The 25615-nt window shown below is 70.2% G+C and carries 25 protein-coding genes; 11 read left to right on the top strand and 14 right to left on the bottom strand.

The genetic code is table 11. From position 1 onward, the window contains the following. Window positions 1-66: 66 nt before the first annotated feature. Complete coding sequence (locus ABD770_RS06225; RefSeq protein WP_344818652.1) at window positions 67-1011, bottom strand: LysR substrate-binding domain-containing protein; 945 nt, start codon at window positions 1009-1011, stop codon at window positions 67-69. A gap of 84 nt (window positions 1012-1095) precedes the next feature. On the opposite strand from ABD770_RS06225, the gene ABD770_RS06220 reads away from it, so the two are divergent. From ABD770_RS06220 to kynU, 9 genes are read left to right on the top strand one after another with little or no spacing between them, the layout of a single operon-like run. Next, window positions 1096-2604 carry a 2-hydroxymuconic semialdehyde dehydrogenase gene (locus ABD770_RS06220; RefSeq protein WP_344818651.1) on the top strand — a complete coding sequence of 503 codons (1509 nt, stop codon included), beginning with the start codon at window positions 1096-1098 and terminating at the stop codon, window positions 2602-2604. Then, on the top strand, window positions 2601-3428 hold the full coding sequence (locus tag ABD770_RS06215; RefSeq protein WP_344818650.1) for a 2-keto-4-pentenoate hydratase: 828 nt from the start codon (window positions 2601-2603) through the stop codon (window positions 3426-3428). Before ABD770_RS06220 ends, ABD770_RS06215 begins: the two co-directional genes overlap by 4 nt. Next, the gene (locus tag ABD770_RS06210; RefSeq protein ID WP_344818649.1) at window positions 3425-4366 is read left to right on the top strand and encodes an acetaldehyde dehydrogenase (acetylating); all 942 of its coding nucleotides are present in this window, start codon (window positions 3425-3427) and stop codon (window positions 4364-4366) included. The genes ABD770_RS06215 and ABD770_RS06210 overlap by 4 nt, the downstream gene beginning before the upstream one ends. After that, on the top strand, window positions 4363-5388 hold the full coding sequence (gene dmpG / locus ABD770_RS06205) for a 4-hydroxy-2-oxovalerate aldolase (RefSeq protein WP_344818648.1): 1026 nt from the start codon (window positions 4363-4365) through the stop codon (window positions 5386-5388). The genes ABD770_RS06210 and dmpG overlap by 4 nt, the downstream gene beginning before the upstream one ends. Continuing rightward, window positions 5385-6149: a 2-keto-4-pentenoate hydratase gene (locus ABD770_RS06200; protein ID WP_344818647.1), complete on the top strand. Its 765-nt coding sequence runs from the start codon at window positions 5385-5387 to the stop codon at window positions 6147-6149. The genes dmpG and ABD770_RS06200 overlap by 4 nt, the downstream gene beginning before the upstream one ends. Beyond that, a complete protein-coding gene (locus tag ABD770_RS06195) occupies window positions 6146-6571 on the top strand; it encodes a RidA family protein (RefSeq protein ID WP_344818646.1) in 426 nt (141 codons plus the stop codon). The genes ABD770_RS06200 and ABD770_RS06195 overlap by 4 nt, the downstream gene beginning before the upstream one ends. A 27-nt stretch (window positions 6572-6598) precedes the next feature. Then, on the top strand, window positions 6599-7123 hold the full coding sequence (locus ABD770_RS06190) for a 3-hydroxyanthranilate 3,4-dioxygenase (RefSeq protein WP_344818645.1): 525 nt from the start codon (window positions 6599-6601) through the stop codon (window positions 7121-7123). Window positions 7124-7128: 5 nt separating this feature from the next. Continuing rightward, the gene (locus ABD770_RS06185; protein WP_344818644.1) at window positions 7129-8160 is read left to right on the top strand and encodes an amidohydrolase family protein; all 1032 of its coding nucleotides are present in this window, start codon (window positions 7129-7131) and stop codon (window positions 8158-8160) included. Then, complete coding sequence (kynU, locus tag ABD770_RS06180; RefSeq protein WP_344818643.1) at window positions 8157-9425, top strand: kynureninase; 1269 nt, start codon at window positions 8157-8159, stop codon at window positions 9423-9425. Before ABD770_RS06185 ends, kynU begins: the two co-directional genes overlap by 4 nt. A 42-nt stretch (window positions 9426-9467) precedes the next feature. Here kynU and ABD770_RS06175 read toward each other — a convergent pair whose 3' ends face one another. The 7 genes from ABD770_RS06175 to rpsF all read right to left on the bottom strand — a co-directional run bounded on the left by ABD770_RS06175 (window position 9468) and on the right by rpsF (window position 14874). Next, the gene (locus ABD770_RS06175) at window positions 9468-10199 is read right to left on the bottom strand and encodes a GntR family transcriptional regulator (RefSeq protein WP_344818642.1); all 732 of its coding nucleotides are present in this window, start codon (window positions 10197-10199) and stop codon (window positions 9468-9470) included. A gap of 72 nt (window positions 10200-10271) precedes the next feature. Continuing rightward, window positions 10272-11306 (bottom strand): LacI family DNA-binding transcriptional regulator, encoded by a 1035-nt coding sequence (locus tag ABD770_RS06170; RefSeq protein WP_344818641.1) that lies wholly within the window; start codon window positions 11304-11306, stop codon window positions 10272-10274. 101 nt (window positions 11307-11407) lie between these two features. Beyond that, window positions 11408-12862 carry a GH1 family beta-glucosidase gene (locus ABD770_RS06165; RefSeq protein ID WP_344818640.1) on the bottom strand — a complete coding sequence of 485 codons (1455 nt, stop codon included), beginning with the start codon at window positions 12860-12862 and terminating at the stop codon, window positions 11408-11410. 371 nt (window positions 12863-13233) lie between these two features. Next, window positions 13234-13686, bottom strand: coding sequence for a 50S ribosomal protein L9 (rplI, locus tag ABD770_RS06160; RefSeq protein WP_344818639.1), 453 nt, complete (start codon window positions 13684-13686; stop codon window positions 13234-13236). Window positions 13687-13697: 11 nt separating this feature from the next. Then, window positions 13698-13952: a 30S ribosomal protein S18 gene (rpsR, locus tag ABD770_RS06155; protein WP_307369931.1), complete on the bottom strand. Its 255-nt coding sequence runs from the start codon at window positions 13950-13952 to the stop codon at window positions 13698-13700. 65 nt (window positions 13953-14017) lie between these two features. Next, entirely contained in the window at window positions 14018-14503 is a 486-nt protein-coding gene (locus ABD770_RS06150) for a single-stranded DNA-binding protein (RefSeq protein ID WP_344818638.1), read from the bottom strand. Window positions 14504-14508: 5 nt separating this feature from the next. After that, window positions 14509-14874 carry a 30S ribosomal protein S6 gene (rpsF, locus tag ABD770_RS06145; protein WP_344818637.1) on the bottom strand — a complete coding sequence of 122 codons (366 nt, stop codon included), beginning with the start codon at window positions 14872-14874 and terminating at the stop codon, window positions 14509-14511. Window positions 14875-15061: 187 nt separating this feature from the next. Here rpsF and ABD770_RS06140 point away from each other — a divergent pair, with 187 nt between their 5' ends. Then, on the top strand, window positions 15062-16063 hold the full coding sequence (locus ABD770_RS06140) for a hypothetical protein (protein WP_344818636.1): 1002 nt from the start codon (window positions 15062-15064) through the stop codon (window positions 16061-16063). Continuing rightward, window positions 16060-17238, top strand: coding sequence for a hypothetical protein (locus ABD770_RS06135; protein WP_344818635.1), 1179 nt, complete (start codon window positions 16060-16062; stop codon window positions 17236-17238). Before ABD770_RS06140 ends, ABD770_RS06135 begins: the two co-directional genes overlap by 4 nt. 42 nt (window positions 17239-17280) lie before the next feature. Here the strand turns inward: ABD770_RS06135 and ABD770_RS06130 are convergent, their stop codons facing one another. The 6 genes from ABD770_RS06130 to ABD770_RS06105 form a co-directional block, all read right to left on the bottom strand. Next, window positions 17281-18996 (bottom strand): dipeptide ABC transporter ATP-binding protein, encoded by a 1716-nt coding sequence (locus ABD770_RS06130; protein WP_344818634.1) that lies wholly within the window; start codon window positions 18994-18996, stop codon window positions 17281-17283. Further along, window positions 18993-20036, bottom strand: a complete 1044-nt coding sequence (locus ABD770_RS06125) for an ABC transporter permease (protein WP_344818633.1) — start codon at window positions 20034-20036, stop codon at window positions 18993-18995. The genes ABD770_RS06130 and ABD770_RS06125 overlap by 4 nt, the downstream gene beginning before the upstream one ends. A gap of 1 nt (window position 20037) precedes the next feature. Then, window positions 20038-21117, bottom strand: a complete 1080-nt coding sequence (locus ABD770_RS06120) for an ABC transporter permease (protein ID WP_344818632.1) — start codon at window positions 21115-21117, stop codon at window positions 20038-20040. Between the two features lie 79 nt (window positions 21118-21196). Beyond that, window positions 21197-22828: an ABC transporter substrate-binding protein gene (locus ABD770_RS06115; protein ID WP_425562737.1), complete on the bottom strand. Its 1632-nt coding sequence runs from the start codon at window positions 22826-22828 to the stop codon at window positions 21197-21199. Window positions 22829-22985: 157 nt separating this feature from the next. Next, on the bottom strand, window positions 22986-24413 hold the full coding sequence (locus tag ABD770_RS06110; RefSeq protein WP_344818630.1) for a CCA tRNA nucleotidyltransferase: 1428 nt from the start codon (window positions 24411-24413) through the stop codon (window positions 22986-22988). A 132-nt stretch (window positions 24414-24545) separates the two neighbouring features. Beyond that, a complete protein-coding gene (locus tag ABD770_RS06105; protein ID WP_344818628.1) occupies window positions 24546-25601 on the bottom strand; it encodes an LLM class flavin-dependent oxidoreductase in 1056 nt (351 codons plus the stop codon). Window positions 25602-25615 lie beyond the last annotated feature (14 nt).

Below are 25615 nucleotides of genomic sequence, written 5' to 3'. Positions count from 1 at the left end.
CCACCACAGCGTCACCCGAGCGGTGCGATGCTGTCCAATATCCTTATCGCTTCGAACTATGACCGTTCAGGCATACCTGGTTTCCTGCTCGGCCAGTCGCGCGCCCTCCTCCCGCAGGTGCGTGAGCAGCACCGCCGCGGCCGGAGAGGGCGATCTGTCCTTCGCCCTCGTGATGCCGACATGGCGGCGGATCGAGCTGAGCGGGGTCGGCAGCAGGCGCAGCTGGCTGTCGTCGGCGGCGATGAACATCGGCAGTGCGGCGATGACGTCGGTGGACACGAGAAGGTTGCGGAGGGTGAGCATCGAGGTGCACTCGACCCGGTCCGCGGGCACCGGCAGTCCCTCCTGGAAGAACACCGCCTCGAGCTCGGCGCGCAGCGCCGTCTGGGCGACGGGGAAGATCCACGGATAGCGGATGAGGGCCGCCAGCGACGACGCGTCCGCCGTGCCCACGACCGGATGCCCGGCGCGGGCCACCAGACGGATGGGCTCCTGGTGCAGGCGCTCCTGCTGCAGCCTCCCCGGAACCGTGGGCGAGAGACGGCCGACGGTGAGGTCGAGATCGCCGGTCAGCAGCAGCTGCTCGAGCATGTCCGGGGTGCCCTCGCGCACGACCACGGTGAGCTTCGGATGCTGCGCCTTCAGCGTCGCGATGGCCCGGGGCAGGAGCAGGTTGGAGCCGGCCAGGTGGGTGCCCACGGTCACCGTCCCGAGCTGACCGGATCTCAGCAGCCGCACCTCCTCGCCCGCCGAGCGCAGCTCGGCGAGCACCGAACGGGCGTGCTCGATGAACGACACTCCGTAGGGCGTGGGCGAGACGCCGCGCGGCAGCCGGTCGAACAGCCGCACCCCCAGCACGTCCTCCAGCTCGCGCAGCCCGCGGGTGACGACGGGCTGGGTGATGTGCAGCGTCTCGGCGGCGCGGACCAACGTTCCGGCATCCGCCACCGCGGTGACGAGCACGAGATGCCGGATCTTGACCCGGCCGTCGAGGAGTCGATCGGTTGCCATGCAGGGCACTATAGCCGTTCAGGCATGGCACAGCGCCAAGAGAGGTATTTGTCGGCATCCCTCTTCTCTTCCTAGCCTGAGCCCATGGCCTCCCAGACGATCTCACCGCTGTCGGCGCCCGCCGCGCCGGACGGCGAGCGCCGCGCGATCCGCAACGTGATCGACGGCGAGCACGTGGACGGCGTGCGGACCTTCCCCAAGATCAACCCGGTCGACGGCACGGTCATCGCCGACGTGCACGAGGCGGGCCGCGAGCACGTCGATCGTGCCGTCGCCGCCGCCCGCACCGCCCTCGACGGGCCGTGGGGGCGGATGTCGACGGCCGACCGCGCCCGGCTGATGCGCCGGGCCGCCGACATGATCGACCGCCGCTCCGCGGAGCTGGTCGCCGCCGAGGTCGGCGACACCGGCAAACCCGTGGCCCTGGCCCGGGATCTGGACGTCGCCCGGGCCTCCGCCAACTTCCGATCCTTCGCCGACACCGGTTCGGCCGCCGGCCTGGACTCGTACCTGACCGAGCTGCCGGACGGTCGGAAGGCGCTGAACTACGCCGTGCGCAAGCCGCTGGGCGTGGTCGCCGTGATCGTCCCCTGGAACCTGCCGCTGCTGCTGCTGACCTGGAAGCTGGCCCCCGCGCTCATCTCCGGCAACACCGTCGTCATCAAGCCCTCCGAGGACACCCCGTCGTCGGCGACGCTGCTGGCGGAGATCCTGCTCGAGGCCGGTGTGCCCGCCGGCGTCGTCAACGTCGTGCACGGGTTCGGTCCGGACTCCGCCGGTGAGATGCTCACGACCCATCCCGGCATCGACGGGGTGACCTTCACCGGAGAGTCGTCCACGGGATCGGCGATCATGAGGGCCGTCGCCCCGCGGGTGCGACCGGTCTCCTTCGAGCTGGGCGGCAAGAACGCCGCCGTGGTGTTCGCCGACGCCGACCTCGACGCCGCGATCGCCGGACTCGCGCGCTCCACCTACCTCAACACGGGGCAGGTGTGCCTGTGCACCGAGCGCATCTACGTGGAGCGCTCGGTGTTCGCCGACGTGGCCGACGGGCTCGCCGAGCAGGCGAACCGGCTGCGCCTGGGCCGCCCCGAGAACCCCGCGACCACCACCGGGCCGCTGATCTCCCGGACCCATCGGGACAAGGTCCTCTCCTACTACGAGCTCGCGATCGAGGAGGGCGCCGAGCTGCTCGCCGGCGGCGGCATCCCCACGCTCGGCGACGGCCTCGACGACGGATCGTGGATCCAGCCCACCCTGTGGACGGGACTGGACAACACCAGCCGGACCGTGCGCGAGGAGGTGTTCGGCCCCGCCGCCGCGCTGATCCCCTTCGACAGCGAGGACGAGGCCGTGGCCCTCGCCAACGACACCGAGTACGGGCTGGCCGCGGTGACCTGGACCAGCGACCTCAGCCGCGGCCACCGTGTCGCGCAGCGCATGCGCGTGGGGATGTCCTGGGTGAACACCTGGTACCTGCGCGACCTGCGCAGCCCCTTCGGCGGAACCGGACTGTCCGGCATCGGCCGGGAGGGCGGGATGCACTCGATGGCCTTCTACACCGAGCCGACGAACGTGTGCGTGCAGCTGTGAACACCATCGACGCAGAAGCGACGGAGGCCATCCGGGCCGCCGACGCCCGGCTGCAGCAGGCCGCCGACACCGGCGTGCCCTGCGCCCCGGTGCGCGATCTGATCGGCGAGACCGATCAGGACGCGGCCTACGCCGTGCAGTCGCTGCGCACCGCCCGCCGGCTCGCGGCCGGGCATCGGCTGGTGGGCCGCAAGATCGGCCTGACCTCCCTCGCCGTGCAGCGGCAGCTCGGCGTGGACTCCCCCGACTTCGGCGTGCTGTTCGACGACATGATCTTCGCCGACCGCGAGCCCATCGACATCGGCCGCTTCCTGCAGCCCAAGGTCGAGGCGGAGGTCGCCTTCGTGCTCGGGCGGGACCTGGACTCCCCCGTCGCCCACGTCGCGGACGTGCTGCGTGCGACGGAGTTCGTGCTGCCGGCGATCGAGATCGTCGATTCGCGCATCGCCGACTGGGACATCCGACTGGCCGACACCATCGCGGACAACGCGTCCAGCGGCGCCGTCGTCCTCGGCACCACGCCGCGCAGCCTGGTCGGGCTGGATCTCGGCGAGGTCGGCGCGACGCTGGAGCACGGCGGGGACCCGGTGTCCACCGGCTCGGGCGCCGCGTGCCTGGGCAGTCCGGTCATCGCCGTCGCGTGGCTCGCCCGTGAGGTCGCCCGGCGCGGCGCCCCGCTGCGGGCCGGCGAGGTCATCCTGTCCGGCGCACTGGGGCCCATGGTCATCGCTCGGCCCGGGGTGCACCGGGCCCGCCTGGACGGTCTCGGCGATGTGCACGCCGACTTCCGGGCATCCGTCTCGAAGGAAGGAGCCACGGCATGACCGTCGGCGTCGCCATCATCGGCTCGGGGAACATCGGGACCGATCTGCTCATCAAGGTCAAGAGGCTGTCCTCCACGCTGCACGTCGCGGCGATGGCGGGCATCGACGAGGCGTCCGACGGCCTGGCGCGTGCGCGCCGCCTCGGCGTCGCGACCACCCACGAGGGGGTGGACGGGCTGCTGCGGATGCCGGAGTGGGACGAGGTGCGGCTGGTGTTCGACGCCACGTCCGCCGGCGCGCACGCCCGCAACGACGAGCTCGTCCGCGGCGCCGGCCGCCTCATGGTCGACCTGACCCCGGCCGCCATCGGCCCCTACGTCGTGCCGGTCGTCAACATCGACGCGCATCGCGACGCCGAGAATGTGAACATGGTCACGTGCGGCGGTCAGGCGACGGTCCCTATCGTCGCCGCCGTCTCCGCCGTCGCCCCGGTCGCGTACGCCGAGATCGTCGCCTCCATCGCCTCGAAGTCGGCCGGCCCCGGCACGCGCGCCAACATCGACGAGTTCACCGAGACCACCTCCCGCGCGATCGAGCAGGTCGGCGGCGCCCGCCACGGCAAGGCCATCATCGTGCTGAACCCCGCCGAGCCGCCGCTCATGATGCGCGACACCGTGCTGTGCCTGGTCGAGGGCGACGCGGATCGGGATGCCGTGCAGCGGTCCATCCAGGACACGGTCGCCGCGGTCGGCGAGTACGTCGGCGGCTACCGCCTCAAGCAGCAGGTGCAGTTCGACGCCGTCGAGCACGACCACGTGCCGGCACTGGGCGGACCGTTCCGCGGCACCAGGGTGACCGTGCTGCTGGAGGTCGCCGGCGCCGGGCACTACCTGCCGGAGTACGCCGGCAATCTCGACATCATGACGAGCGCCGCGCTGCGCACCGCCGAGCATCTCGTCGCCGGCCGCGCGTCGGACAGGACGGAGGAGAGCGCATGACCCGTGTGTACGTGCAGGACGTGACCCTGCGCGACGGCATGCACGCCGTCAGCCACCGCTACTCGATCGACGACGTCCGCACGATCGCCGCCGCGCTCGACGCCGCCGGCGTGGACGCCATCGAGGTCGCCCACGGCGACGGCCTGGGCGGCTCCAGCGTGACCTACGGACACGGTGCGGCCACCGACCTGCAGTGGATCGCCGCAGCCGCCGACGTCGTGAAGAACGCCAGGCTCACCACCCTCATCCTCCCCGGCATCGGCACGATCGAAGACCTCGAGCGCGCCCGCGACCTGGGTGTGCAGAGCGTGCGCGTGGCCACCCACTGCACCGAGGCCGACGTCGCCGCGCAGCACATCGCCTGGGCGCGCGAGCACGGCATGGACGTGTCCGGCTTCCTCATGATGAGCCACATGAACGACCCCGAATCGCTCGCGCAGCAGGCGAAGCTCATGGAGTCCTACGGCGCGCACTGCGTGTACGTCACCGACTCCGGCGGCAGGCTCACCATGCACGACGTCGCGGAGCGGATCGACGCCTACCGCGCGGTGCTGGCGCCCGAGACGCAGATCGGCATCCACGCCCACGAGAACCTCTCGCTGTCGGTGGCCAACTCCGTCACCGCCGTCGAGCACGGCGCGCACCGCGTCGACGCCTCGCTCGCCGGGCAGGGAGCCGGCGCGGGGAACTGCCCGATCGAGCCGTTCATCGCCGTCGCGAGCCTGCTGGGCTGGGAGCACGCCTGCGACCTGTTCGCCCTGCAGGACGCCGCGGAGGAGCTGATCCGCCCGCTGCAGACCCGGCCGGTGCGCGTGGACCGCGAGACCCTCACCCTCGGCTACGCGGGCGTGTACTCCAGCTTCCTCCTGCACGCCGAGCGCGCCGCACAGCGCTACGGGCTCGACGCCAGGGACATCCTCGTGGAGGTCGGACGGCGTCGCATGGTCGGCGGCCAGGAGGACCTCATCATCGACGTCGCACTCGACCTGGCCGCGGCGCGGGACGCCGGAGGTGCGGCATGACCGCATCGCTCGAGGCGATCGCCGCCTGCGCGGCCGTCCTCGACGACGCGCAGCTGCGGGCCGCGCCGACCGCGCAGCTCTCGCAGTCGGGCGCGCTCGACATCCACGACGCGTACCGCGTGCAGCACGCACTGCTGGCTCGCCGCACGGCGCGCGGCGAGCGCATCGTGGGCCTCAAGCTCGGGTTCACCAGCCGCGCCAAGGCGGTGCAGATGGGAGTGCACGAACTCATCCTCGGCACCCTGACCGACCGGATGCGGATCCCCGACGGCGGGGTGTTCGACCCCGCAGCCGGCATCCACCCCCGCATCGAGCCGGAGGTCGCCTACCGGATGGACCGCGACGGTCGCATCACGGCCGTCGCGCCGGCGCTGGAGATCATCGACTCCCGCTACGCGGACTTCCGCTTCGACCTCGGCGACGTCGTGGCCGACAACACGTCGGCGTGCGCCTTCGTCGTCGGCGAATGGCGTTCCCGGGCCGAGGCGGGCCCGCTGGGCAATCGGGCCGTGCGGCTGGAGATCGACGGCAGGATCGTGCAGACCGGCTCCACGGCCGCGATCTGCGGCGATCCGGCCCGTGCGCGCGGCGCTGCGGAGCGGCTGGCCGGTGCGCACGGCTTCGGATCGAACGCCGGCGGCATCCTGCTGGCGGGAGCCGCCACCGAGGCCGTGCCCGTTCCCGCGCGCGGCGTCATCGAGGCCACCGTCGCGGGCCTGGGCCGCGTGTCGGTGCGCACAGCGGAAGGAGCGGGCCGATGACGGCATCCGAGGGCATCACGGTGCCGGGCAAGGCGACCCCGCGGGGGCGCTTCCCGCACGTGAAAGTGGCGGGCGACCTGGTCTTCGTCTCCGGCACGTCCAGTCGCCGCCCCGACAACAGCATCGCCGGGGCGGAGGCCGACGAGTTCGGCGCCACCCGGCTCGACATCACCGTGCAGACCCGTGCGGTGCTGGAGAACATCCGCGAGCTCCTCCTCGAGGCCGGAGCGCGCTTCGAGGACCTCGTGCAGATGACCGCGTTCCTCGTCGACATGAACGACTTCGCCGAGTACAACGCGGTGTGGGCCGAGTACTTCGACGAGACCGGCCCGGCCCGCACCACCGTGGCGGTGCACCAGCTGCCCCACCCGCATCTGCGGATCGAGATCCAGGCCATCGCCCGCATCCAGCCCGACCACTGACCAGACAACCGAGTTCAAGGAGGAATCATGAGCAGCATCCCACCCGTCATCGACTTCCCGAAGTGGATCAAGGAGAACGAGCATCTCCTCAAGCCGCCGGTGAACAACAAGCAGGCGTTCACGCCGATGAGCGACTTCATCGTGCAGGTCGTCGGCGGGCCGAACCAGCGCACCGACTTCCACTTCGACCCGTACGAGGAGTGGTTCTACCAGTACAAGGGCAACATGCACGTCAACATCCAGACCCCCGAGGGTCTGCAGCGGATCGACATCCGCGAGGGCGAGATGTGGCTGCTGCCCGGCAACGTCTTCCACTCCCCGCAGCGGCCCGAGGAGGGCTCGATCGGCATCGTGATCGAGCGCATCCGCGAGGAGGGCACGCTGGAGAAGTTCGCCTGGTTCTGCCCGAACTGCAACACCAAGGTGCACGAGGTCGAGCTGCAGGTGCGGGACATCGTCGAGGACCTCCCACCGGTGTTCACGGAGTTCTACGAGAGCGAAGACGGCCGCACCTGCCCGGAGTGCGGCACCGTCCACCCCGGCAAGGGATGACCGTCTTGGGCACGATCGACGTCCACACGCACTTCGTGCCGCGCGCCTGGCCCGACCTCGCCACCGAGGTCGGGCCCGGTGTGTGGCCGTCGCTGCGCGTGGAGTCCGAGCGCGAGGCGATGATCATGCTCGGCGATCGCGAGTTCCGGCGCATCGGCTCGAACTGCTGGGACGCGTCGGAGCGCCTCGCCGACATGGATGCCGACGGTGTGGACCTGCAGGTGGTCTCCCCCACCCCGGTGTTCTTCGCCTACGACAGCTCCGGCTCGCAGGCGGCGAAGGTCGCCCGCATCTTCAACGACCTCGCGCTGGAGATCTGCGAGCCCGGTGCGGGCCGGCTGCTCCCGTTCGCGCAGGTGCCGCTGCAGGATCCGGACGCCGCCTGCGCGGAGGCCGACCGCGCCCTGGCCTCCGGGCACTTCGGCGTCGAGATCGGCAACCACGTCGGCGACCGCGACCTCGACGACGCGGGTCTGGTGACCTTCCTCCAGCACTGCGCGAGCAGCGGCATCCCCGTGTTCGTCCATCCGTGGGACATGCCGGAGGGTCCGCGCCTGAACCGCTGGATGGCGCGCTGGCTGACCGGCATGCCCGCCGAGACGCACCTGTCGATCATCGCCCTCATCCTCGGCGGGGTGTTCGACCGCGTGCCGGACTCGCTGCGGCTCGCGTTCGCGCACGGCGGCGGCTCGTTCGCCTTCTGGCTGGGCAGGTTCGAGAACGCGTGGCAGCGCCGTCGCGACCTCATCGGCGTCAGCGAGCAGCCCCCGTCGCACTACGTCGACCGGTTCAGCGTCGACACGGTCGTGTTCGACCCGGATGCGCTGCGCCTGCTCGTGGACACCCTCGGGGCGTCCCAGGTGATGGTCGGCAGCGACTACCCGTACCCGCTCGGCGAGCACCCCGTCGGCGCGGTCGTCGACCGCTCGACGTTCCTCGACGACGCACACCGGCACGCGATCCGGCGCGGCAACGCACTGCGCTTCCTCGGGCTCGACGCCGACACCCCCACCCTCGAAAGGAGCTCACGCTCATGACGCACGCACCGGCGGGGATCGACCGACGGGCCTGTGCGGCGCTCGACGCCGCCGACCCACTGGCATCCTTCCGCTCCCGCTTCGACCTGCCGGAGGGGGTCGTCTACCTCGACGGCAACTCCCTCGGCGCACTCCCCCGCGACACCCCCGCGTTCGTGCAGCACGTGATGCGCGAGGAGTGGGGCGTCGGTCTCATCCGCAGCTGGAACGACGCCGGCTGGTTCGCCAAGCCCACCGATCTCGGCGACCGCCTCGCACCGATCATCGGCGCCGCGCCCGGCGAGACGGTCATCGCCGAGTCGACCTCGACCAGCCTGTTCCAGGCGGCCGCCGCCGCCGCGCGCCTGCGCCCGAAGCGCCGCGTGATCGTGGCCGAGCGCGGCAACTTCCCCACCGACCTCTACATGCTCGAGAGCGTGCAGGAGCTCATGGGCGGCGGCACGGCGCTGGAGCGGAGACTCATCGCCGACGACGGCCCGACCCTCGCCGACGTGCTCGACGAGGACGTCGCGGTGGTCGTGCTCACGCACGTGGACTACCGCACGGGACGGATGCACGACATGGCCGAGGTGACACGACAGGTGCACGAGGCCGGCGCGGTGGTCGTCTGGGACCTGTGCCACAGCGTGGGCGCGGTGCCTGTCGACCTGAACGCGGCGGGAGCGGATCTCGCCGTCGGCTGCACCTACAAGTACCTCAACGGCGGGCCCGGATCCCCGTCCTTCATCTGGGTGGCCGAGAGGCATCAGGCCGCCGTCCGTCCGCCGCTGACCGGCTGGCACGGGCATGCGAAGCCGTTCGACTTCACGGTCGACTACGCGCCGGCTCCCGGTATCACCCGGTTCCGCATCGGGACGCCGCAGCTGCTGTCGGCCGCGGGGCTGGAGGCGTCGCTGCGGATGTGGGCGGAGGTCGACATGGCGCGCATCCGCAAGAAGAGCCTCGCCTTGACGGACCTGTTCATCGACCTCGTCGACACCAGGCTCGCGGACCGCTTCGGCGCGGAGGTCGTGACCCCGCGCGAGCATCACCGTCGCGGCAGCCAGGTGTCGCTGCGGGTGGACGGCGGATACCCGATCATGCAGGCGCTCATCGAGCGCGGTGTGATCGGCGACTTCCGCGCTCCCGACCTGATTCGCTTCGGGTTCACCCCGCTGTACACGTCGTTCACCGACGTGTGGGATGCGGTGGTGCGGCTGGAGGACATCCTGACCACCGGCGTGTGGCGCGAGGCCCACTTCGAGCGGCGCGGCGAGGTCACCTGAGCCCCACCGTCTCCCCGGTGCGCGCCGCGGCGGCGCCTCGAGTCAGTCGCCGCGCGCCGGGGTCTCGCCGGTCGCCTCGCGCAGCAGGGCGAACACGCCGTCGCGCACCCGGGTGAGGTGGGACACGAGCATCCGGGTCGCACGCTCGACGTCTCCGCTCTCGACGGCGTCGATGAGGTGGCTGTGCGATTCGTGGTGGTCGTCGTGGCCGACCAGGCGCCAGCCGAGGACGTAGCGGCCGAGCTTCAGCCGCAGCTGCTCGATGAGCTCCCAGGTCAGCGGCCGCCGCTCGGCGTCGTAGAGGTGCCGGTAGAAGTCGGCGCGGGCGGTGACGAATTCGCCGCCCTCCGAGATGGCGTCGGCCGTCTCGGCGAGACCGCGGAGCTGTTCGATGCGCTCCGGCGTCATCTCCGCCATCGACAGGCGCAGCGCCTGCGTCTCGAGCAGGATGCGCAGGTCGTAGACCTCCTGTGCCTCGTCGAGGGAGAGCACGCGCACCATCGCTCCTCTGCGAGCGTGCACCTCGACGAGCCCGTCGGCCTCCAGCTGGGTGAGCGCGGATCGGATGGGCACGCGGGAGATCCCGATCAGCTCGGCCAGCGTCTCCTGCCGCAGTTTCATGCCGGGTGGGAGGGTTCCGTCGAGGATGCCTTCGCGGATGATGTCGTACGCCATCGCGCCCACCGATCGATAGCCGGCGCCGTGGCGCTGGGCGATCTTCTGCAGGGCGACGGCGCTCTCCTGAGGGGCGGCGGCATCAGTGATCTGGCTCATGACTTCGAGGCTATCGGAAAGTTCGCAGAATCCTGCGCTCTGGATCCAAAACACAGGGTCTGATGCGGTACCTCAGAGCACCGTCGACTCGCGCACGATGAGATCGATGGGCACGCGAGTCTCGGCGGGCACCTGCTCCCCCGAGATGAGACGGATGATCGTCGCCATCATCGTCGCCCCCTTCTCGGAGGTGTGCACGTCGACGGTCGTCAGACGGGGCGTGCTGCTGGTCGAGAAGACGTTGTTGTCCACGGTCGACACCGCCACATCGACGGGGACGCGGAGTCCCCGCTCGTTGAACACGGTCAGGGCGCCGGATGCCATCTGCGCGGACGCGATGAAGACGGCGTCGAACGATCCGTCCGCATCCAGCAGTCGCCGGGCGGCGGCCGCACCGCCTGACGGCGTGTAGTCGCCCTCCTCCTGCGCGCCCGTCGCGAGCCCGGCCGCGGCGATCGCATCGCTCCAGCCCTGCATCCGGTCGCGTCCTGCCGAGGTGCTCAGCGGGCCGGTGATGGTGGCGATGCGCCGACGCCCGCGATCGATCAGATGCTGCGTGCCGAGCGCACCGGCAGCGACGTTGTCCACGTCCACGACGTGCACCGCGTCGCCGTACTCCCCCGGCGGGCGCACGCCGAACACCACGGGCAGCGTGCGCGCGAGATCGCGGTACGAGGACGACGCACTGTGATGCGACAGCACCAGTGCGCCGTCGACGTTGCCGCGTCGGAGGAACTGGCGCGTCCTGTGCGGCTCGTGCTCCGACTCGATCAGCAGCGACAGGAAGTAGTCGGAGGAGGACGCATGCATGGCCGCGCCCTGGATGACCTCGGCGAAGTACGGGTCGGCGAAGAACTCCGCCGTCTGCTCCGGGATCACCATGGCCACGTTCTGCGTGCGCCGGCTGGCGAGGTTGCGCGCTGCGCGGTTGGGGACGTACCCGACCTTGGCGATGGCGGCGTTCACACGGGCGATGGTCTCCTCCGTGACCCGCGGCGAGCCGTTGATCACGCGTGACGCTGTCGAGCTGGAGACACCCGCGAGAGCCGCGACCTCCTCCAGAGTCGGGCTCCACGGGACGTTCCTGCCGGACGTGTCGATCGTCATGTCGTCTCTCCTGCTGCCCGCCCGCATCGTCCGGTGACTCCTCGCGCAGCCGGGGCGGTCCCTTCACCGTACGCCACGGCGGCGCCGGAGTTCACGCATCCTCACTCGGGAATGACATGCCCCTTGATGAGACGGGAGTACCAGCGTCCACTGTCCTTCACGGTGCGCTTCTGCGTCCGATAGTCCACGTGCACGATGCCGAAACGCTTGCTGTATCCGTACCCCCACTCGAAGTTGTCCAGCAGAGACCACACCAGGTATCCGCGCAGGTCGACGCCCTGCTCCAGCGCCCGGTGCGCGGCCGTGAAGTGACGGCGCAGGTAGTCCAGGCGCTCGTCGTCCTTCACCCGATCGTCGACCACCTCGTCCTCGAACGCGGCGCCGTTCTCGGTGACCATGAGCGGCAGCGTCGGGTGCTCGCGACTCAGCGTCAGCAGCAGGTGCTCGAGTCCGTCGGGAGCGATGTTCCACCCCATGGCGGTGTAGGGCCCCTCCTGAGGGAGGAACTCGACGTCGTCACTGCCGGGCCAGGCCGACCCGCCGACGTCCTTGTGCCCGTCCGCGCGCTGCCGAGGCGCGACACCGTCCCACATGCGCACGCGGGTGGTGGCGTAGTAGTTCACGCCGAGGAAGTCCAGCGGCTGGTGGATGATCTCGGTGTCCCCCGGCAGCACGAAAGCCCAGTCCGTGACGGATGCGGTGTCCTCCAGCAGGTCGCTCGGGTAGCCTCCGACGAGCATCGGCTGCGTGAACGAGCGGTTGGCCAGCGCGTCGATGCGCCGCACGGCCTCGTCGTTCCCGGCCTGGCCGAACGCGCCGTCCTCGTTGCGGATGACGTGGAAGTTCAACGTCACCGAGACCTGCGCTCGCGGCGCGACCTCGCGGAGGACCTTCACCGCCAGGCCGTGGGCGAGGTTCAGGTGGTGCAGTGCGCGCAGCGCGGCGACGCCGTCGGTGCGGCCGGGCGCGTGCGCACCGGAGCCGTAGCCGAGGAAGGCGCTGCACCATGGCTCGTTGAGTGTCGTCCAGACCGCCACCCGGTCGCCCAGTGCCTCCGCCACGTGACGCACGTAGGTCGCGAAGTGATGGGCGGTGTCACGGTTGGTCCATCCGCCGGCATCCTCGAGCGCCTGCGGCAGATCCCAATGGTAGAGCGTCGCGATGGGGCGGATGCCGCGCGCGATCAGCCCATCGACGAGACGGCTGTAGAAGTCCAGTCCCGGCTGGTTGACCGGACCCGTGCCCGTGGGCTGGATGCGCGGCCAGGCGATCGAGAAGCGGTAGGCCTCCAGGCCCAGTTCCGCCATGAGGTCCAGGTCGGCCTCGAGTCTGTTGTAATGATCGTCGGCGACCTCTCCGGTGTCGCCGTCGACGACCTTGCCCGGCGTGGCGCTGAAGGTGTCCCAGATGGACGGGCCTCGTCCGTCCGCGGTCGCCGCGCCCTCGATCTGGTACGAGGCGGTGGCCGCGCCGAGCAGGAAATCGGCGGGGAAGACCAGGCCGGTGTCCCGGTAGTCGGGGCTGCCCTTGATGAGGGGGGAGGATTCGAGTGTCATGTCAGCCTTTCACTGCGCCTTGCATGATTCCCGCCACGAACTGCTTGCCCGCGCAGCGCCGGCGCGGGATGCGGCGATCCTCCCCGTGATGCGTTCATGGAGATCGCTTCCTTGTGCGGATGTCGTGAGTACGGGATGTGATGGGTGCGCTTTCATGACACATCATCGAAGCGCTTCCTCTTTATTTCGTCGTCACAGTACGCCCACCCGTTCCACAATGTCAAGACGCGCGTGGGCGCGCTCCCACGCTCAACGGCCACAGTCGCCTCCTGCCACGCCGATCGCGCGGCTCCCGTCAGGACCGTACGCCGTGAAACGCAGAAGATCCCGGATCCGCACTGGATCCGGGATCTTCTCGCAGCGCCGTGGGGTTACTTCGCGGCGACGACCTGCAGGGTGATCACAGCGGTGACGTCCTCGTGCAGACGCACGGTCGCCTCGTGCTCGCCGACCGACTTGATCGGAGCCGTGAAGTTGACCTTGCGCTTGTCGATGCTGCCCAGTCCGGCCGCGGCGACGGCATCCGCCACATCACCGGTCTTCACCGAGCCGAACAGCCGTCCGCCGGAACCGGCCTTGACGGTCAGGCGGACCTTGGTCGCCTGAAGCCTGTCCTTGAGGTCGTTGGCCTCGTCGAGGTCGTGGATCTGACGCGCCCGGCGGGCGGCCTGGATCGACTCGACCTGCTTGGCGCCACCACGGGTCCACGCCGTCGCGTAGCCCTGGGGGATGAGGTAGTTGCGGGCGTACCCGTCCTTGACCTCGATGACGTCACCGGCGCTTCCGAGCCCGGCGACCTCGTTCGTGAGAATCAGCTTTGCCATGTCAGCACCCCTCAGCGGCCGGCGCCGGCGTAGGGCAGGAGAGCCATCTCGCGAGCGTTCTTGATCGCCTTGGCGATCAGACGCTGCTCCTGCACGGAGACACCGGTGATACGGCGGGCGCGGATCTTCCCGCGCTCGGAGACGAACTTGCGCAGCGTCGCGACGTCCTTGTAGTCGATGACGCCCACGCGGATGGACTTCGCAGGAGCGGTGGGCTTGCCACCCTTCCGCGGCTTGCGGCGGTCGCCGCTTGACTTTCCAGCCATGAGTTTTCCTTAAGAAGAGATGTGATCGGATGCCGCGGCCCGAGGTCGGGAGCGGAACCCGGAGTTCAGAACGGGGTGTCGTCGCCGAAGCTGCCCGGAGTGCTCCAGGCGTCGGCGCTCGAGGACCCGGGGGTCGACCAGGGCTCCGAGGAGACCTGCTGTTGCGGACGCGACTGTCCGCCGCCGGACGCGGCCCGCGTGACCTGCGCCGTCGCGTATCGCAGCGACGGGCCGATCTCATCGACCTCCAGCTCGATCGTCGTGCGGTTGTTGCCGTCGCGGTCCTGGTAGGAGCGCTGACGCAGACGACCCTGGGCGACGACGCGCATGCCCTTGGTGAGCGATCCCGCCACGTGCTCGGCGAAATCGCGCCAGACGGAAGCGCGCAGGAAGAGCGCCTCGCCGTCCTTCCACTCGTTCGACTGACGGTCGAAGGTGCGCGGGGTCGAGGCGATCGTGAAGTTCGCCACCGGCAGGCCGTTCTGCGTGTAGCGCAGCTCGGGGTCCGCCGTGAGGTTCCCCACCACGGTGATGACGGTTTCGCCGGCCATGGTGCTTACGCCTTCGCGACCTTGGACTTGCGCGCGGCCTTGTCGGCGGCGCGCCTGGCCTCGGCGGCGACCATGGCCTGTGCCTCTTCGGCGCGGAGGACCTTGGTGCGGAAGACGAGCTCGCTCAGCTTCAGCTGACGGTCGAGCTCCTGGGTGGCCACGCTCGTCGCGGTGAAGTTGACGACGGCGTAGATGCCCTCGCTCTTCTTGTTGATCTCGTAGGCGAAACGGCGCTTGCCCCAGATGTCGACCTTGTCGATCGAGCCACCATCATTCGTGATGACCTTCAGGAACTTGTCGAGGTTGGGGGCGACCTGGCGCTCGTCCAGCTCGGGGGTCAGAATGACCATGAGCTCGTACTGGTGCGTCACTTACCCACCTCCTTCGGACTAGAACGGCTCCCGGGGCTTTCCCGGAAGCAGGAGGGTGTTGTGCACGTCGTCCGCTCCTTCGGCAGAGTGCCGCCGGGCGGACAACCACAACAGTCTACCGGATCGCAGGCCGTGCCCGCCGCCCCGGCGTCGGCGCGTGCCATGCGTGCGCAGGTAGCGTTGACACATGGAGTGGATCGGCGACCCGGAGACCGCGGGGAGATGGCTGCGCGAACGGCTGGACGAGGGGTGCGCCACGATGCACGGCGTGGTCCCGCGCGGATTCCCCGCCTACGCGCGCGTCTTCCACCCGGCATCCGTCCGTTCGCTGCCGGATCGTCCCGTCCCCACGCAGGAGGAGTACGAGCGGATGCCGGATGCGGAGCGCGCCGCGCTCCTGCCGCTGTACGTCGACGACACGGTCACCTGGACGGTCACCGCCGGCGTGTTCGGCACACAGCTGCATCCGCTCGCCCAGTGGCAGCGCATCGTGCGCACTCCCGCCGGTGGGGACTGGCGCACGAGGATCGCCCCGGACGGCCGCGAGTTCAGCGCACCGCCGGAGGGCGAGATGCCGCCCGAGCTTCTGGCATCGGTCGCCGGGCACCTCGTCAGGCACACGAGCACGCCGGACACCGGATTCGCCGCGATCTGGGAGGGGTACGGCGGTCTACTCGGCTTCTTCGGAGAGACGCGGTCCCGCGTGTTCTTCGGCTGGGGCGATGAGGCGAACGAGTCCGGCCGGGCAGAGGCCGACGCGCGGCACGAGGAGATGCTGCGGCGCAGCATCCACGATCCGTTCAACAACGGCTTCCGCAAGGAGGTCTGGCAGCCCGGCATCCTCTCCGACGAGATCTCCACCGGCCCCCGCCTCCGGCTGCCGGGCCGCGGCCATGTCCTCTTCTCCGCCCCGCCGCGCACCTTCGCCGACCCGAACTGGATCCTCGACGCGCCCTGGCGCGATGTGGTGGCCGAGCAGTGCGGCTTCCCGCCGTCCGCACAGCATCCGAACCTGATCTGGCCGGCCGACCGCAGTTGGGTCATGGTCAGCGAGATCGACTTCGATTCGACCGTGGTCGCCGGCACCGCCGAGCTGATCCGCGCCCTCTGCGAGGACCCGGTCATCGAGGCGCTCCCCCTGCCGGGGGGCGCCGACCTGAGCTGGCGGGCCGACGAGGTGAACCGATGACGGCGCAGACGTACCCGTTCGACACCCGCGCGCTGACGGACCCGGTCGACGCCCGGTCGGTCGCGGAGTTCTGGCGGGGGATCCGCGCGAAGCGCCCCTCTCCGGTCGGCGCGGTGGTCGTGTGGATCATCATCGGCGTGGTCGGCGTCATGATCCTTCTGCCCATGCTGGGGCTCTCCCTGTTCAGCATCGCGCTGGCCGGCGACACGGGACCGGCGCGCTTCGCCGTCGCGGTCCCGGTGCTGCTGACCGTCGTGATCGCCGCAGTCGGCATCCCGCTCGCCTTCCGCGCCGCCCGCATCCGCCGCGTGACGGCGTTCCGCATCGCGCAGTTCGCGGCCGCCAACGGCATGACGTACGAGCACAGGGTGGACGACCCGCCCCTGCCGGGCATGATCTTCCAGCGCGGATCCTCCCGCGTGGCGACCTCCCTGGTGCGGGGGCACTCGCCGCGCTTCGTGGAGTTCGGCAACCACCAGTACACGACCGGGTCGGGGAAGAACCGCACCACCCACACCTGGGGCTATGTCGCCGTCAAGCTGGATGTGCCGCTGCCGAACATCGTGCTCGACGCGCTGGGCAACAACACGCTGGGCACCAACCTGCCCGCGTCGTTCTCCCGCGACCAGCGGCTCTCGCTCGAAGGGGACTTCGACCGGTACTTCTCGCTGTACTGCCCGCAGGGTTACGAGGCCGACGCCCTGTACCTGTTCACCCCGGACGTCATGGCGCGCTTCATCGACCACGCCGCCCAGCTCGACGTGGAGATCGTCGACGACTGGATGTTCCTGTACATGCAGCGACAGGCCTCCACCACGGATGCCGCGACCTGGGCCTGGCTGTTCGGCGCCGTCGGGGCGCTGATGACGAAGTTCGACCAGTGGGCGCGCTGGCGCGACGACCGGCTGCGCGAGGCCCAGGCGGTCGCGACGTCTCCCGCGCCCGTCTCCGCGCAGCCGGGACCGTCCGCCGTCGGAGCGGAGCCGTCCGCGGGCGGCGCGCTGCCGTTCGCGCCGCCCGCCGGGATGCTCACACCGCCGCCGGGAGTCGCCGTCCAGGGTCGGCGGCTGAGACGCACCCTGCCGTGGATGACGATCGTCGTGGTCCTGCTCGTGATCGGGTTCACCGTCGTGCCCCACGTGCTCGGGGCCCTCGGCATGATGCTCCTGCGCTGAGCCGCGGCGCCCTGCCGGAACCGAACCGGCGCGATCCTCGGTTCAGTGCCGCCGCACGGCCTCCCACTGCGCGCGGCGCTCGGCCTGCGCCACCGGGTCGGGCACGGGCAGGGCCGCGAGCAGCTCCCGGGTGTACGGGTCGCGCGGGTCGCCGAGCACCTGCGCGGTCGTGCCCTGCTCCATGATCCGCCCCTGCTGCAGCACGATGATCCGATCCGAGACCGCGTCGATCACGGCCAGGTCGTGGCTGATGAACAGCGACGCGAAGCCGAGCTCGGCCTGCAGCTGCACGAACAGCTCGAGCACCGTCGCCTGCACGGACACGTCCAGCGCGCTGGTCGGCTCGTCGGCGATGAGCAGCTTCGGGTCCAGGGCGAGGGCTCGCGCCAGGGAGGCGCGCTGCCGCTGACCGCCGGAGAGCTCGTGCGGGTAGCGGTCGCCGAAGCTCGCGGGCAGCCGCACCGCGTCCAGCAGCTCGTTCACGCGCGGCCGCGCCGTCTGCAGGGAGGACGCCCGGCCGTGCACGATCAGCGGCTCGGCGATGCACTCCGCGATGGTCAGCAGCGGGTTGAAGCTCGTCGCCGGGTCCTGGAAGACGAACCCGATCTGCGGGCGCAGCGGCGTGAGCGTCCGGTTGCGCACCCCCCGCATCTCCTGTCCGAGCACGGTCAGCGAGCCACCGAGAACGGTGGTCAGGCCCACGACCGCGCGGCCGATCGTCGTCTTCCCCGAACCGGACTCGCCGACCAGGCCCACCACCTCGCCCGGGCCGACATGGAAGTCGACGCCCTTCACGGCGACGACCGCGCTGCGGCCGAATCGCCCCGGGTAGCCGATCTCGGCCCCGGTGGCGACGATGAGGCTCCCCTCGGGGACGGGCGGCGCGACGTGCGGGGCATCCGTCTGCTCCGAGACAGCGACGGGGGCGGATGCCGACTTGCCCTGTCCGACGTGCGGCACCGCCGCCAGGAGCTTGCGGGTGTACTCCTCACGGGGGTTGGCGAACAGCTCCGCGACCGGCGCCTCCTCGACGATGTCGCCCTCGAACATGACGACCACCCGGTCGGCGAGATCGGCCACCACCCCCATGTTGTGCGTGATGAGCACGATGGTCGCGCCGAACTCGTCCCGGCACGTGCGCAGCAGGTCGAGGATCTCCGCCTGCACCGTCACATCGAGCGCCGTGGTCGGCTCATCGGCGATGATCAGCCCGGCATCCAGCACGAGCGCCATGGCGATGACGATGCGCTGCTTCTGCCCGCCGGAGAACTGATGCGGGTAGTCGTCGACGCGCCGTTCGGGGTCGGGGATGCCGACACGGCGCATGATGTCGATGGCCCGCGCCCTGGCATCCCTCTTCGAGATCTTCGCGTGCGCGCGCAGTCCCTCCGCGATCTGCCATCCGACGGTGTACACCGGGTTCAGTGCCGTGGACGGCTCCTGGAACACCATCGCGGCATCCCGCCCGCGCATGTGGCGCATCCGGCTGTGGCTCGCGTGCACGACGTCGGTCTCGTCGCCGTTCCGGCCGCGCACGATCACCGCGCCGGAGGTGGTGGCCGTCTCCGGCAGCAGCCCCAGCAGCGTGTTGGCCGTCACGGTCTTGCCGGATCCCGACTCGCCGACGATCGCGAGGACCTCACCGGCGTGGGCGGTCAGCGAGATGCCTTTGACGGCCTCGACCGGCTGGTCGTCCGTGGCGAAGACCACCCGGAGGTCGCGGATCTCGGCGACCGGGCTCTGCTGTGCGGCGGTCATGACTGCGCTCCTTCGCTCGCGGCCCCGGTCCGCTTCCGCTTCCGTCCACCGGCGCGGCGCCGCAGGCGCAGGCGCGGGTCGGCAAGATCGTTGAGGCTCTCGCCGACCAGCGTCACCCCCAGCACGACCAGCACGATGGCCAGCCCGGGGAACACGCTGGTCCACCAGATGCCGCTCGTGACGTCCTGCATGGCGCGGTTGAGGTCGTACCCCCATTCGGCGGCGGCGGTCGCCTCGATGCCGAAGCCGAGGAACCCGAGACCGGCGAGGGTCAGCAGCGCCTCGGAGGCGTTGAGGGTGAGGATCACCGGCAGCGACCGGGTGGAGTTGCGCAGCACGTGCCGGAGCAGGATGCGGGTGGTCGGCACGCCGATCACCTTCGCGGAGTCGACGAACGGCTCGGCCCGCACGCGCACGACCTCCGAGCGCACGACGCGGAAGTACTGCGGCACGAACACCACGGTGATGGCGATCGCCGTGGCCATGATGCCGCCGGCGAGCTTGGACTGGCCCCGGCTGATGACGATCGACATGACGATCGCCAGCAGCAGCGACGGGAACGCGTAGATCGCATCGGCGATGACGACGAGGATGCGATCGAGCCACCCGCCGAAGTACCCGGAGACCAGACCCAGCGCGATGCCGATGAAGATCGAGCAGACGATGGCGGCGAGGATGACCAGCAGCGCCGTCTGCGCTCCCCACACCACCCGGGAGAGCACGTCGAACCCGGACACGGTCGTGCCCAGCACGTTGAGGGCGTTGGGCGCCTGCTGGGTGCCGAACGGGACCCCGTCGGCGGTCTGCTGCTGCGCCCAGGAGTACGGTGCGAGCAGAGGGGCGAACGCGGCGACGAGGATGAACACCGCCGTGATGACCAGACCGGTCACGAGCATGCCGCGCTGCAGGCCGACGCTCTGGCGCAGCTCCCGGAGCACGGGCGTCTTCTCGACCCAGCTCCTCCTGCGCGGTGGGACGGCGGCGAGCGCCGCCGTCTTCGGGGTGGGCGTCTCGTCATGGGTGTCGGGGATCCCGGCCATGTCAGTACCTCACCCTCGGGTCGATGAACGCCGCGATGATGTCGACGATGAAGTTCGTCACGGCGACCACCACGGCGATCATCACGACGATGCCCTGCACGGCGACGAAGTCGCGCGCCTTCAGGTACTCGGTGAGCATGAAGCCGATGCCCTTCCACTCGAAGGTCGTCTCGGTGAGCACCGCGCCCGCCAGCAGCAGGGCGATCTGCATGCCCATCACGGTGATGATGGGGATGAGCGCGGGTCGGTAGGCGTGCTTGGTGAGCAGCCGGTACTCGCTCACGCCGCGGGAGCGGCCCGAGGTGACGAACTGCTGACCCAGGGTGCCGATGACGTTGGTGCGGATGAGCCGCAGGAACACACCCGCGGTGAGCAGGCCGAGGGCGATGGCGGGGAGGATGGCGTGCACGAGCACGTCACCGGCGGCGGGAAGGTTGCCGAGCCGGATGGCGTCGAGCAGGTAGATGCCCGTCGGGGTGTCGATGCCGGCCATCAGCAGCTCGGTGCGGGTGCTGCCCCGGCCGGAGACGGGGAGCCAGCCCAGCCACACCGAGAAGATGAGCTTGAGCAGGAGGCCGGCGAAGAAGATGGGGGTCGCGTAGGCGAGGATCGCCATGACGCGCAGCACGGCGTCGTGCCAGCGGTCGCGGCGGTAGGCGGCGATGAGGCCGAGCGGGATGCTGACCAGCAGCGCCACGATGAGCGCGTAGACCGCCAGTTCAAGGGTGGCCGAGCCGTACTGCAGCAGGATCTCCAGGACGGGACGGCGGTCGGTGATGGTGGAGCCGAAGTCGCCGCGGGCGACGCCGGCGAGGTATTCGAGGTACTGCACCCACAGCGGGCGGTCGTAACCGGCGGCGTGGATGCGCTCCTGCAGCTGGTCGGCGGGGAGCCGCCCGCCGAGCGCGGCCGTGATGGGGTCTCCGGTGATCCGCATGAGGAAGAACACGGTCGTCACGAGGATGAAGACGGTGGGGATGATCAGCAGCAGTCTGATCAGGACGTAGCGCCACAGCCCGCCGCCCTTGGATCGGCTGCGCGGCTGGACGGGGGCGAGGGCTGCGCCGGCGTCGACGGTCATTCGGACACCTCTTCTTGCGTTCGTCGGGCGGGCATGCCCCGGGGGCGCTGCGCGAACGGCAGCGCCCCCGGGGACCGCGTCACTTGTTCAGCGGCGCGTAGCGGAACTTGAAGGAGGCATCCAGAGTGGTGCCCTTCACGTCCTTGCCGACGACCGACACCTGCTTGCCCTGCAGGATCGGCAGCGTGGAGAGGTCCTTGGCGACCATGTCCTGGATCTGCTCGATCAGCTGGGTGCGCTTGTCGGGGTCGACCTCGGTCTGCTCCTGGACGATGGCGTCGGCGACGGCCGGGTTGTCGTAGTGGTTCGCGAGGAAGTTGTCCTTCACGAAGAACGGCGACAGGTAGTTGTCGGCGTCGGAGTAGTCCGGGAACCAGCCCAGCTGGTACACGGGGTACACGTCGGCGCTGCGGTCCTTGGAGTACTGCACCCACTCGGTCTGCTGCAGGTTTACCGTGAACAGGCCGCCCTTCTCCAGCTGCGTCTTGTACGCGGCGTACTCGTCGCCGGAGGACGGTCCGTAGTGGTCGCCGTTGTACTGCAGGTTGATGGTCACAGGGGTCTGCACACCGGCATCCGCGAGGCGCTGGGCGGCCTTGTCGACGTCGGGCCCGCCGTTGCCGTCGCCGTAGAGGTCCTTCAGCGGCGTGGTGGCACCGGTCATGCCGTCCGCGACGAAGGAGTACAGCGGGCTGAAGGTGTCCTTGTAGACGTCCTTCGCGACGGCGGCGCGGTCGATCAGGTCGGCCATCGCCTGCCGGACGGCGAGCGCCTTGGCCGGGTCGGCCTCCGCGGTCGTCGCACCGAACGGCATGGTGTCGAAGTTGAACACGGTGTAGCGGATCTCCCCGCCGGGGCCGTCGACGACCTGCACGTCGTCGTTTCCGGAGAGATCCTCGATGTCGGTCGCCGACAGACTGCGGAACGCCACGTCGATGTCGCCGTTGCCGATCGCGAGCTTCAGGTTCGACGCGTCGGCGTAGTACTTGGTCTGCACGCCGGAGTTCTGCGCGGCGCCGAGGCTGCCCTGGTAGTCGGGGTTCGGCTTGTAGGAGACCAGCTCGTTGACGCTGTACGCGTCGATCACGTACTGGCCGGCGAACGCCTTGCCGTCGACGATCACGTCGTCCGCGGTCACCGAGTCGGGCGAGAAGACGTCCTCGTCGATGATGGGACCGGCGGGGCTGGAGAGGATCTGCGGCCAGACCTGGTCGTTGCCGTTCTTGAGGTGGAACACCACGGTGGTGTCGTCGGGCGCGTCCACGGACTCGAGGTTGCCCAGCAGCGAGGAGGGACCGTTGGGGTCGGCGATCTTCACCATCCGGTCGAAGGAGAACTTCACGTCGCTGGAGGTGAGGTCGTTGCCGTTGGCGAAGGTCAGCCCCGGCTTCAGGGTGACGGTGTACTCGGTCGGAGTGGTGAACTCCGCCGACTCCGCGATGTCGGGGGTGACGTCGGCGGTGCCGTACTGGCTGTTGAGCAGGAACGGATAGATCTGGTTCATCACGGCGAACGAGCCGTTGTCATACGAACCGGCCGGGTCGAGGGAGACGATCTTGTCGGTGGTCCCGACGATGATGTCACCGCCGCTCTCCGCATCGCCGTCGCTGCCGCCCTGCTCCCCGGTGCTCGTGGCACACCCGGAGAGGACGAGGGCCGTGACGCCGATGGCGCCGATGGCAAGGCCGAGTCGGCCCCTCGAGATCTTCATTGACATAACCTGCCCCCTGATGAATCGGGTTTCCGCGCACGTTGTCGGCGCGGTTCGTGCCCTCAAATCTAGTCACGCGCATAAGACGCGCCCAAACGATCGGTCAGGATCGTGACGAGACCGTCACATGGTCGACGGATGCCCCGCACGTGGACGCTCAGCCGCGCGCGGCCCACCACTCGCGAAGACGCCGTTCGGCGGCATCCGCACCGATGATCCCCTCGTCGAGCCGCACATCGAGCAGGAACCGGTACGCCTCGCCGACCTCACGGCCCGGCCGGATGCCGAGGATCGCCTGGATCTCGTTGCCGTCCAGCTCCGGGCGGATGCTGTCGAGCTCCTCCTGCTCGCGCAGCTGGACGATGCGCTGCTCGATGTCGTCGTAGGCGGCGGCCAGCCGTGCGGCCTTGCGCCTGTTGCGCGTGGTGACGTCGGCGCGCACGAGGATGTGCAGCCGCTCGATCAGCGCCCCGGCGTCGCGCACGTAGCGGCGCACAGCGCTGTCGGTCCACACTCCCTCCGCATAGCCGAAGAACCGCAGGTGCAGCTCGATGAGGCGGGACACGGCATCCGTGGTCTCCCCATCGAAACGCAGCGCCTGCAGACGCTTGCGCGCCATGCGCGCGCCGACGACGTCGTGGTGGTGGAACGTGACCGCACCGCCGGGCTCGAGCTTGCGGGTGCGCGGCTTGCCGATGTCATGCAGCAGGGCCGCGATCCGCAGCGGGACGTCGGGCTCGGCGTCGGGGTGACGCTGCTTCTCCAGGTCGATGGCCTGACGGAGCACCGTGAGCGAGTGCTCGTAGACGTCCTTGTGGTGGTGGTGCTCGTCGACCTCCAGCCGCAGCGCGCTGACCTCGGGCAGGAACCGCTGGATCAGTCCGGTGTCCACGAGGGTGCGCACCCCCCGCACCGGGTCGTCGGTCTGCATGAGCCGGATCAGTTCGCCCTGCACCCGCTCGGGGCTCACGATGTCCAGGGTGGGTGCGAGCTGCTCCATGGCCGTCATGGCGTCGGCGTCGACCTCGAACTCCAACTGGGAGCTGAACCGCGCCGCCCGCAGCATCCGCAGCGGATCGTCACCGAAGCTGACCGTCGGGTCGATGGGCGTGCGCAGGCGGCCGGCGACGAGATCCTCCACACCGCCGGTCGGGTCGATGAGGCGCACATCGGGGACCCGCAGCGCCATCGCGTTGACGGTGAAGTCGCGACGCAGCAGATCGCCGTCGATGCTGTCGCCGAACTCGACGACGGGCTTGCGGGTGACGCCGTCATAGCTGTCGGCGCGGTAGGTCGTGATCTCCACCTGCTCGCCGCGGACGCGCGCGCCGATCGTGCCGAACGCGCGGCCGATGTCCCAGTGCGCGGACGCCAGCGGCGTGACCAGGCGCAGGATGTCGTCCGGACGGGCGTTCGTGGTGAAGTCGAGGTCGTGGGTGGTGCGGCCCCGCAGCGCGTCGCGGACGGGCCCGCCCACGACGGCGAGCTCGAAGCCCTCCGCGGCGAAGGCGTCGGCGAGGTCCGAGACGACGGGGTCCGCGGCGAGCGCGCCGAGTCGGGCGAGGCCGTCGGCCATGTTGAGCATGGTCTCCAGATTACCGGGGCGGGTGCTCGGCCCCCGCCCGCCGCGTCTCGGTCCGACTCGCCCCGGCCCGCGGCGCCCGCTCCCATGCGCGCGGCGAGCGTGAAGCGCGCTGGCCGCCGGCATCCTCCGCGCTCAGACGGCCTCCCCCTGCACCGGCCCCTCACCGCTGGGCCTCCACCCCAGCCCCGGTGCGACATGCTCGGCGAACGCCTGCAGCACATGCAGGTTGTACTCCGGACCGAGCTGATTGGGGATGGTGAGCATGAGGGTGTCGGCGGCCATCACCGCCTCGTCGGCGCGCAGCTGCTCGATGAGCACGTCCGGCTCGGCGGCATAGGTCTTGCCGAACGTGGAGCGCAGACCGTCGATGACCCCGATCTGGTCGCCGTTCTCCGCCGAGCGCAGCCCGAAGTACGCCCGGTCCCGGTCGCTGACCAACGGGAACACGCTGCGGCTGACCGAGACGCGCGGCGCGCCGGTGTGCCCGGCCTCACGGTAGGCGGCGCGGAACACGTCGATCTGCTCGCGTTGGAGCTCGTGGAACGGCTGCCCGGTGGCCTCGGTGACGAGGGTCGAGCTCATCATGTTCAGCCCCATCCGCCCCGTGGTCTCGGCCGTGGCGCGCGAGCCGGAGCCCCACCAGATGCGGCTGCGCAGCCCGGGGGACTGCGGCTCGATGGCCAGGTACCGGCCCTCGCCGACCATCCGCGGGTCTCCGGGAGCGACCGCCTCGCCATCGATGGCCCGCAGGAACAGGTCGAACTTCTCCCGCGCCATCACGCTGCCGCGCTCCACGTCCTCGCCGTCGTGGTAGCCGAAGGTCTCGTAGCCGCGCAGCGCGGTCTCGGGTGATCCGCGGCTCACGCCGAGCGCGACCCTGCCGTCGGCGATGAGATCGAGCGCGGCGGCCTCCTCCGCGAACTGGAAGGGGTTCTCGTAGCGCATGTCGATCACGCCCGTGCCGACTTCGATGCGCTTCGTGCGCGCGGCCATCGCCGTCAGCAGGGGGATGGGGGACGCCGCCTGCCGGGCCCAGTGGTGCACGCGCACATAGGCGCCGTTGACCCCGATCTCGTCGGCACCCTCGGCGATCTCGATGGTCTGACGCAGCATGTCGCCCGCCGTGCGGGTGACCGAGCCGGGCACGTCCGCGTAGTGGCCGAAGGAGAGGAAGCCGAATGCCTTCATGCCCATTCGAACGC

It is taken from the genome of Microbacterium soli (assembly GCF_039539005.1).
Classification (GTDB): domain Bacteria; phylum Actinomycetota; class Actinomycetes; order Actinomycetales; family Microbacteriaceae; genus Microbacterium; species Microbacterium soli.
This window is presented reverse-complemented; position numbering and strand designations above follow the sequence as displayed.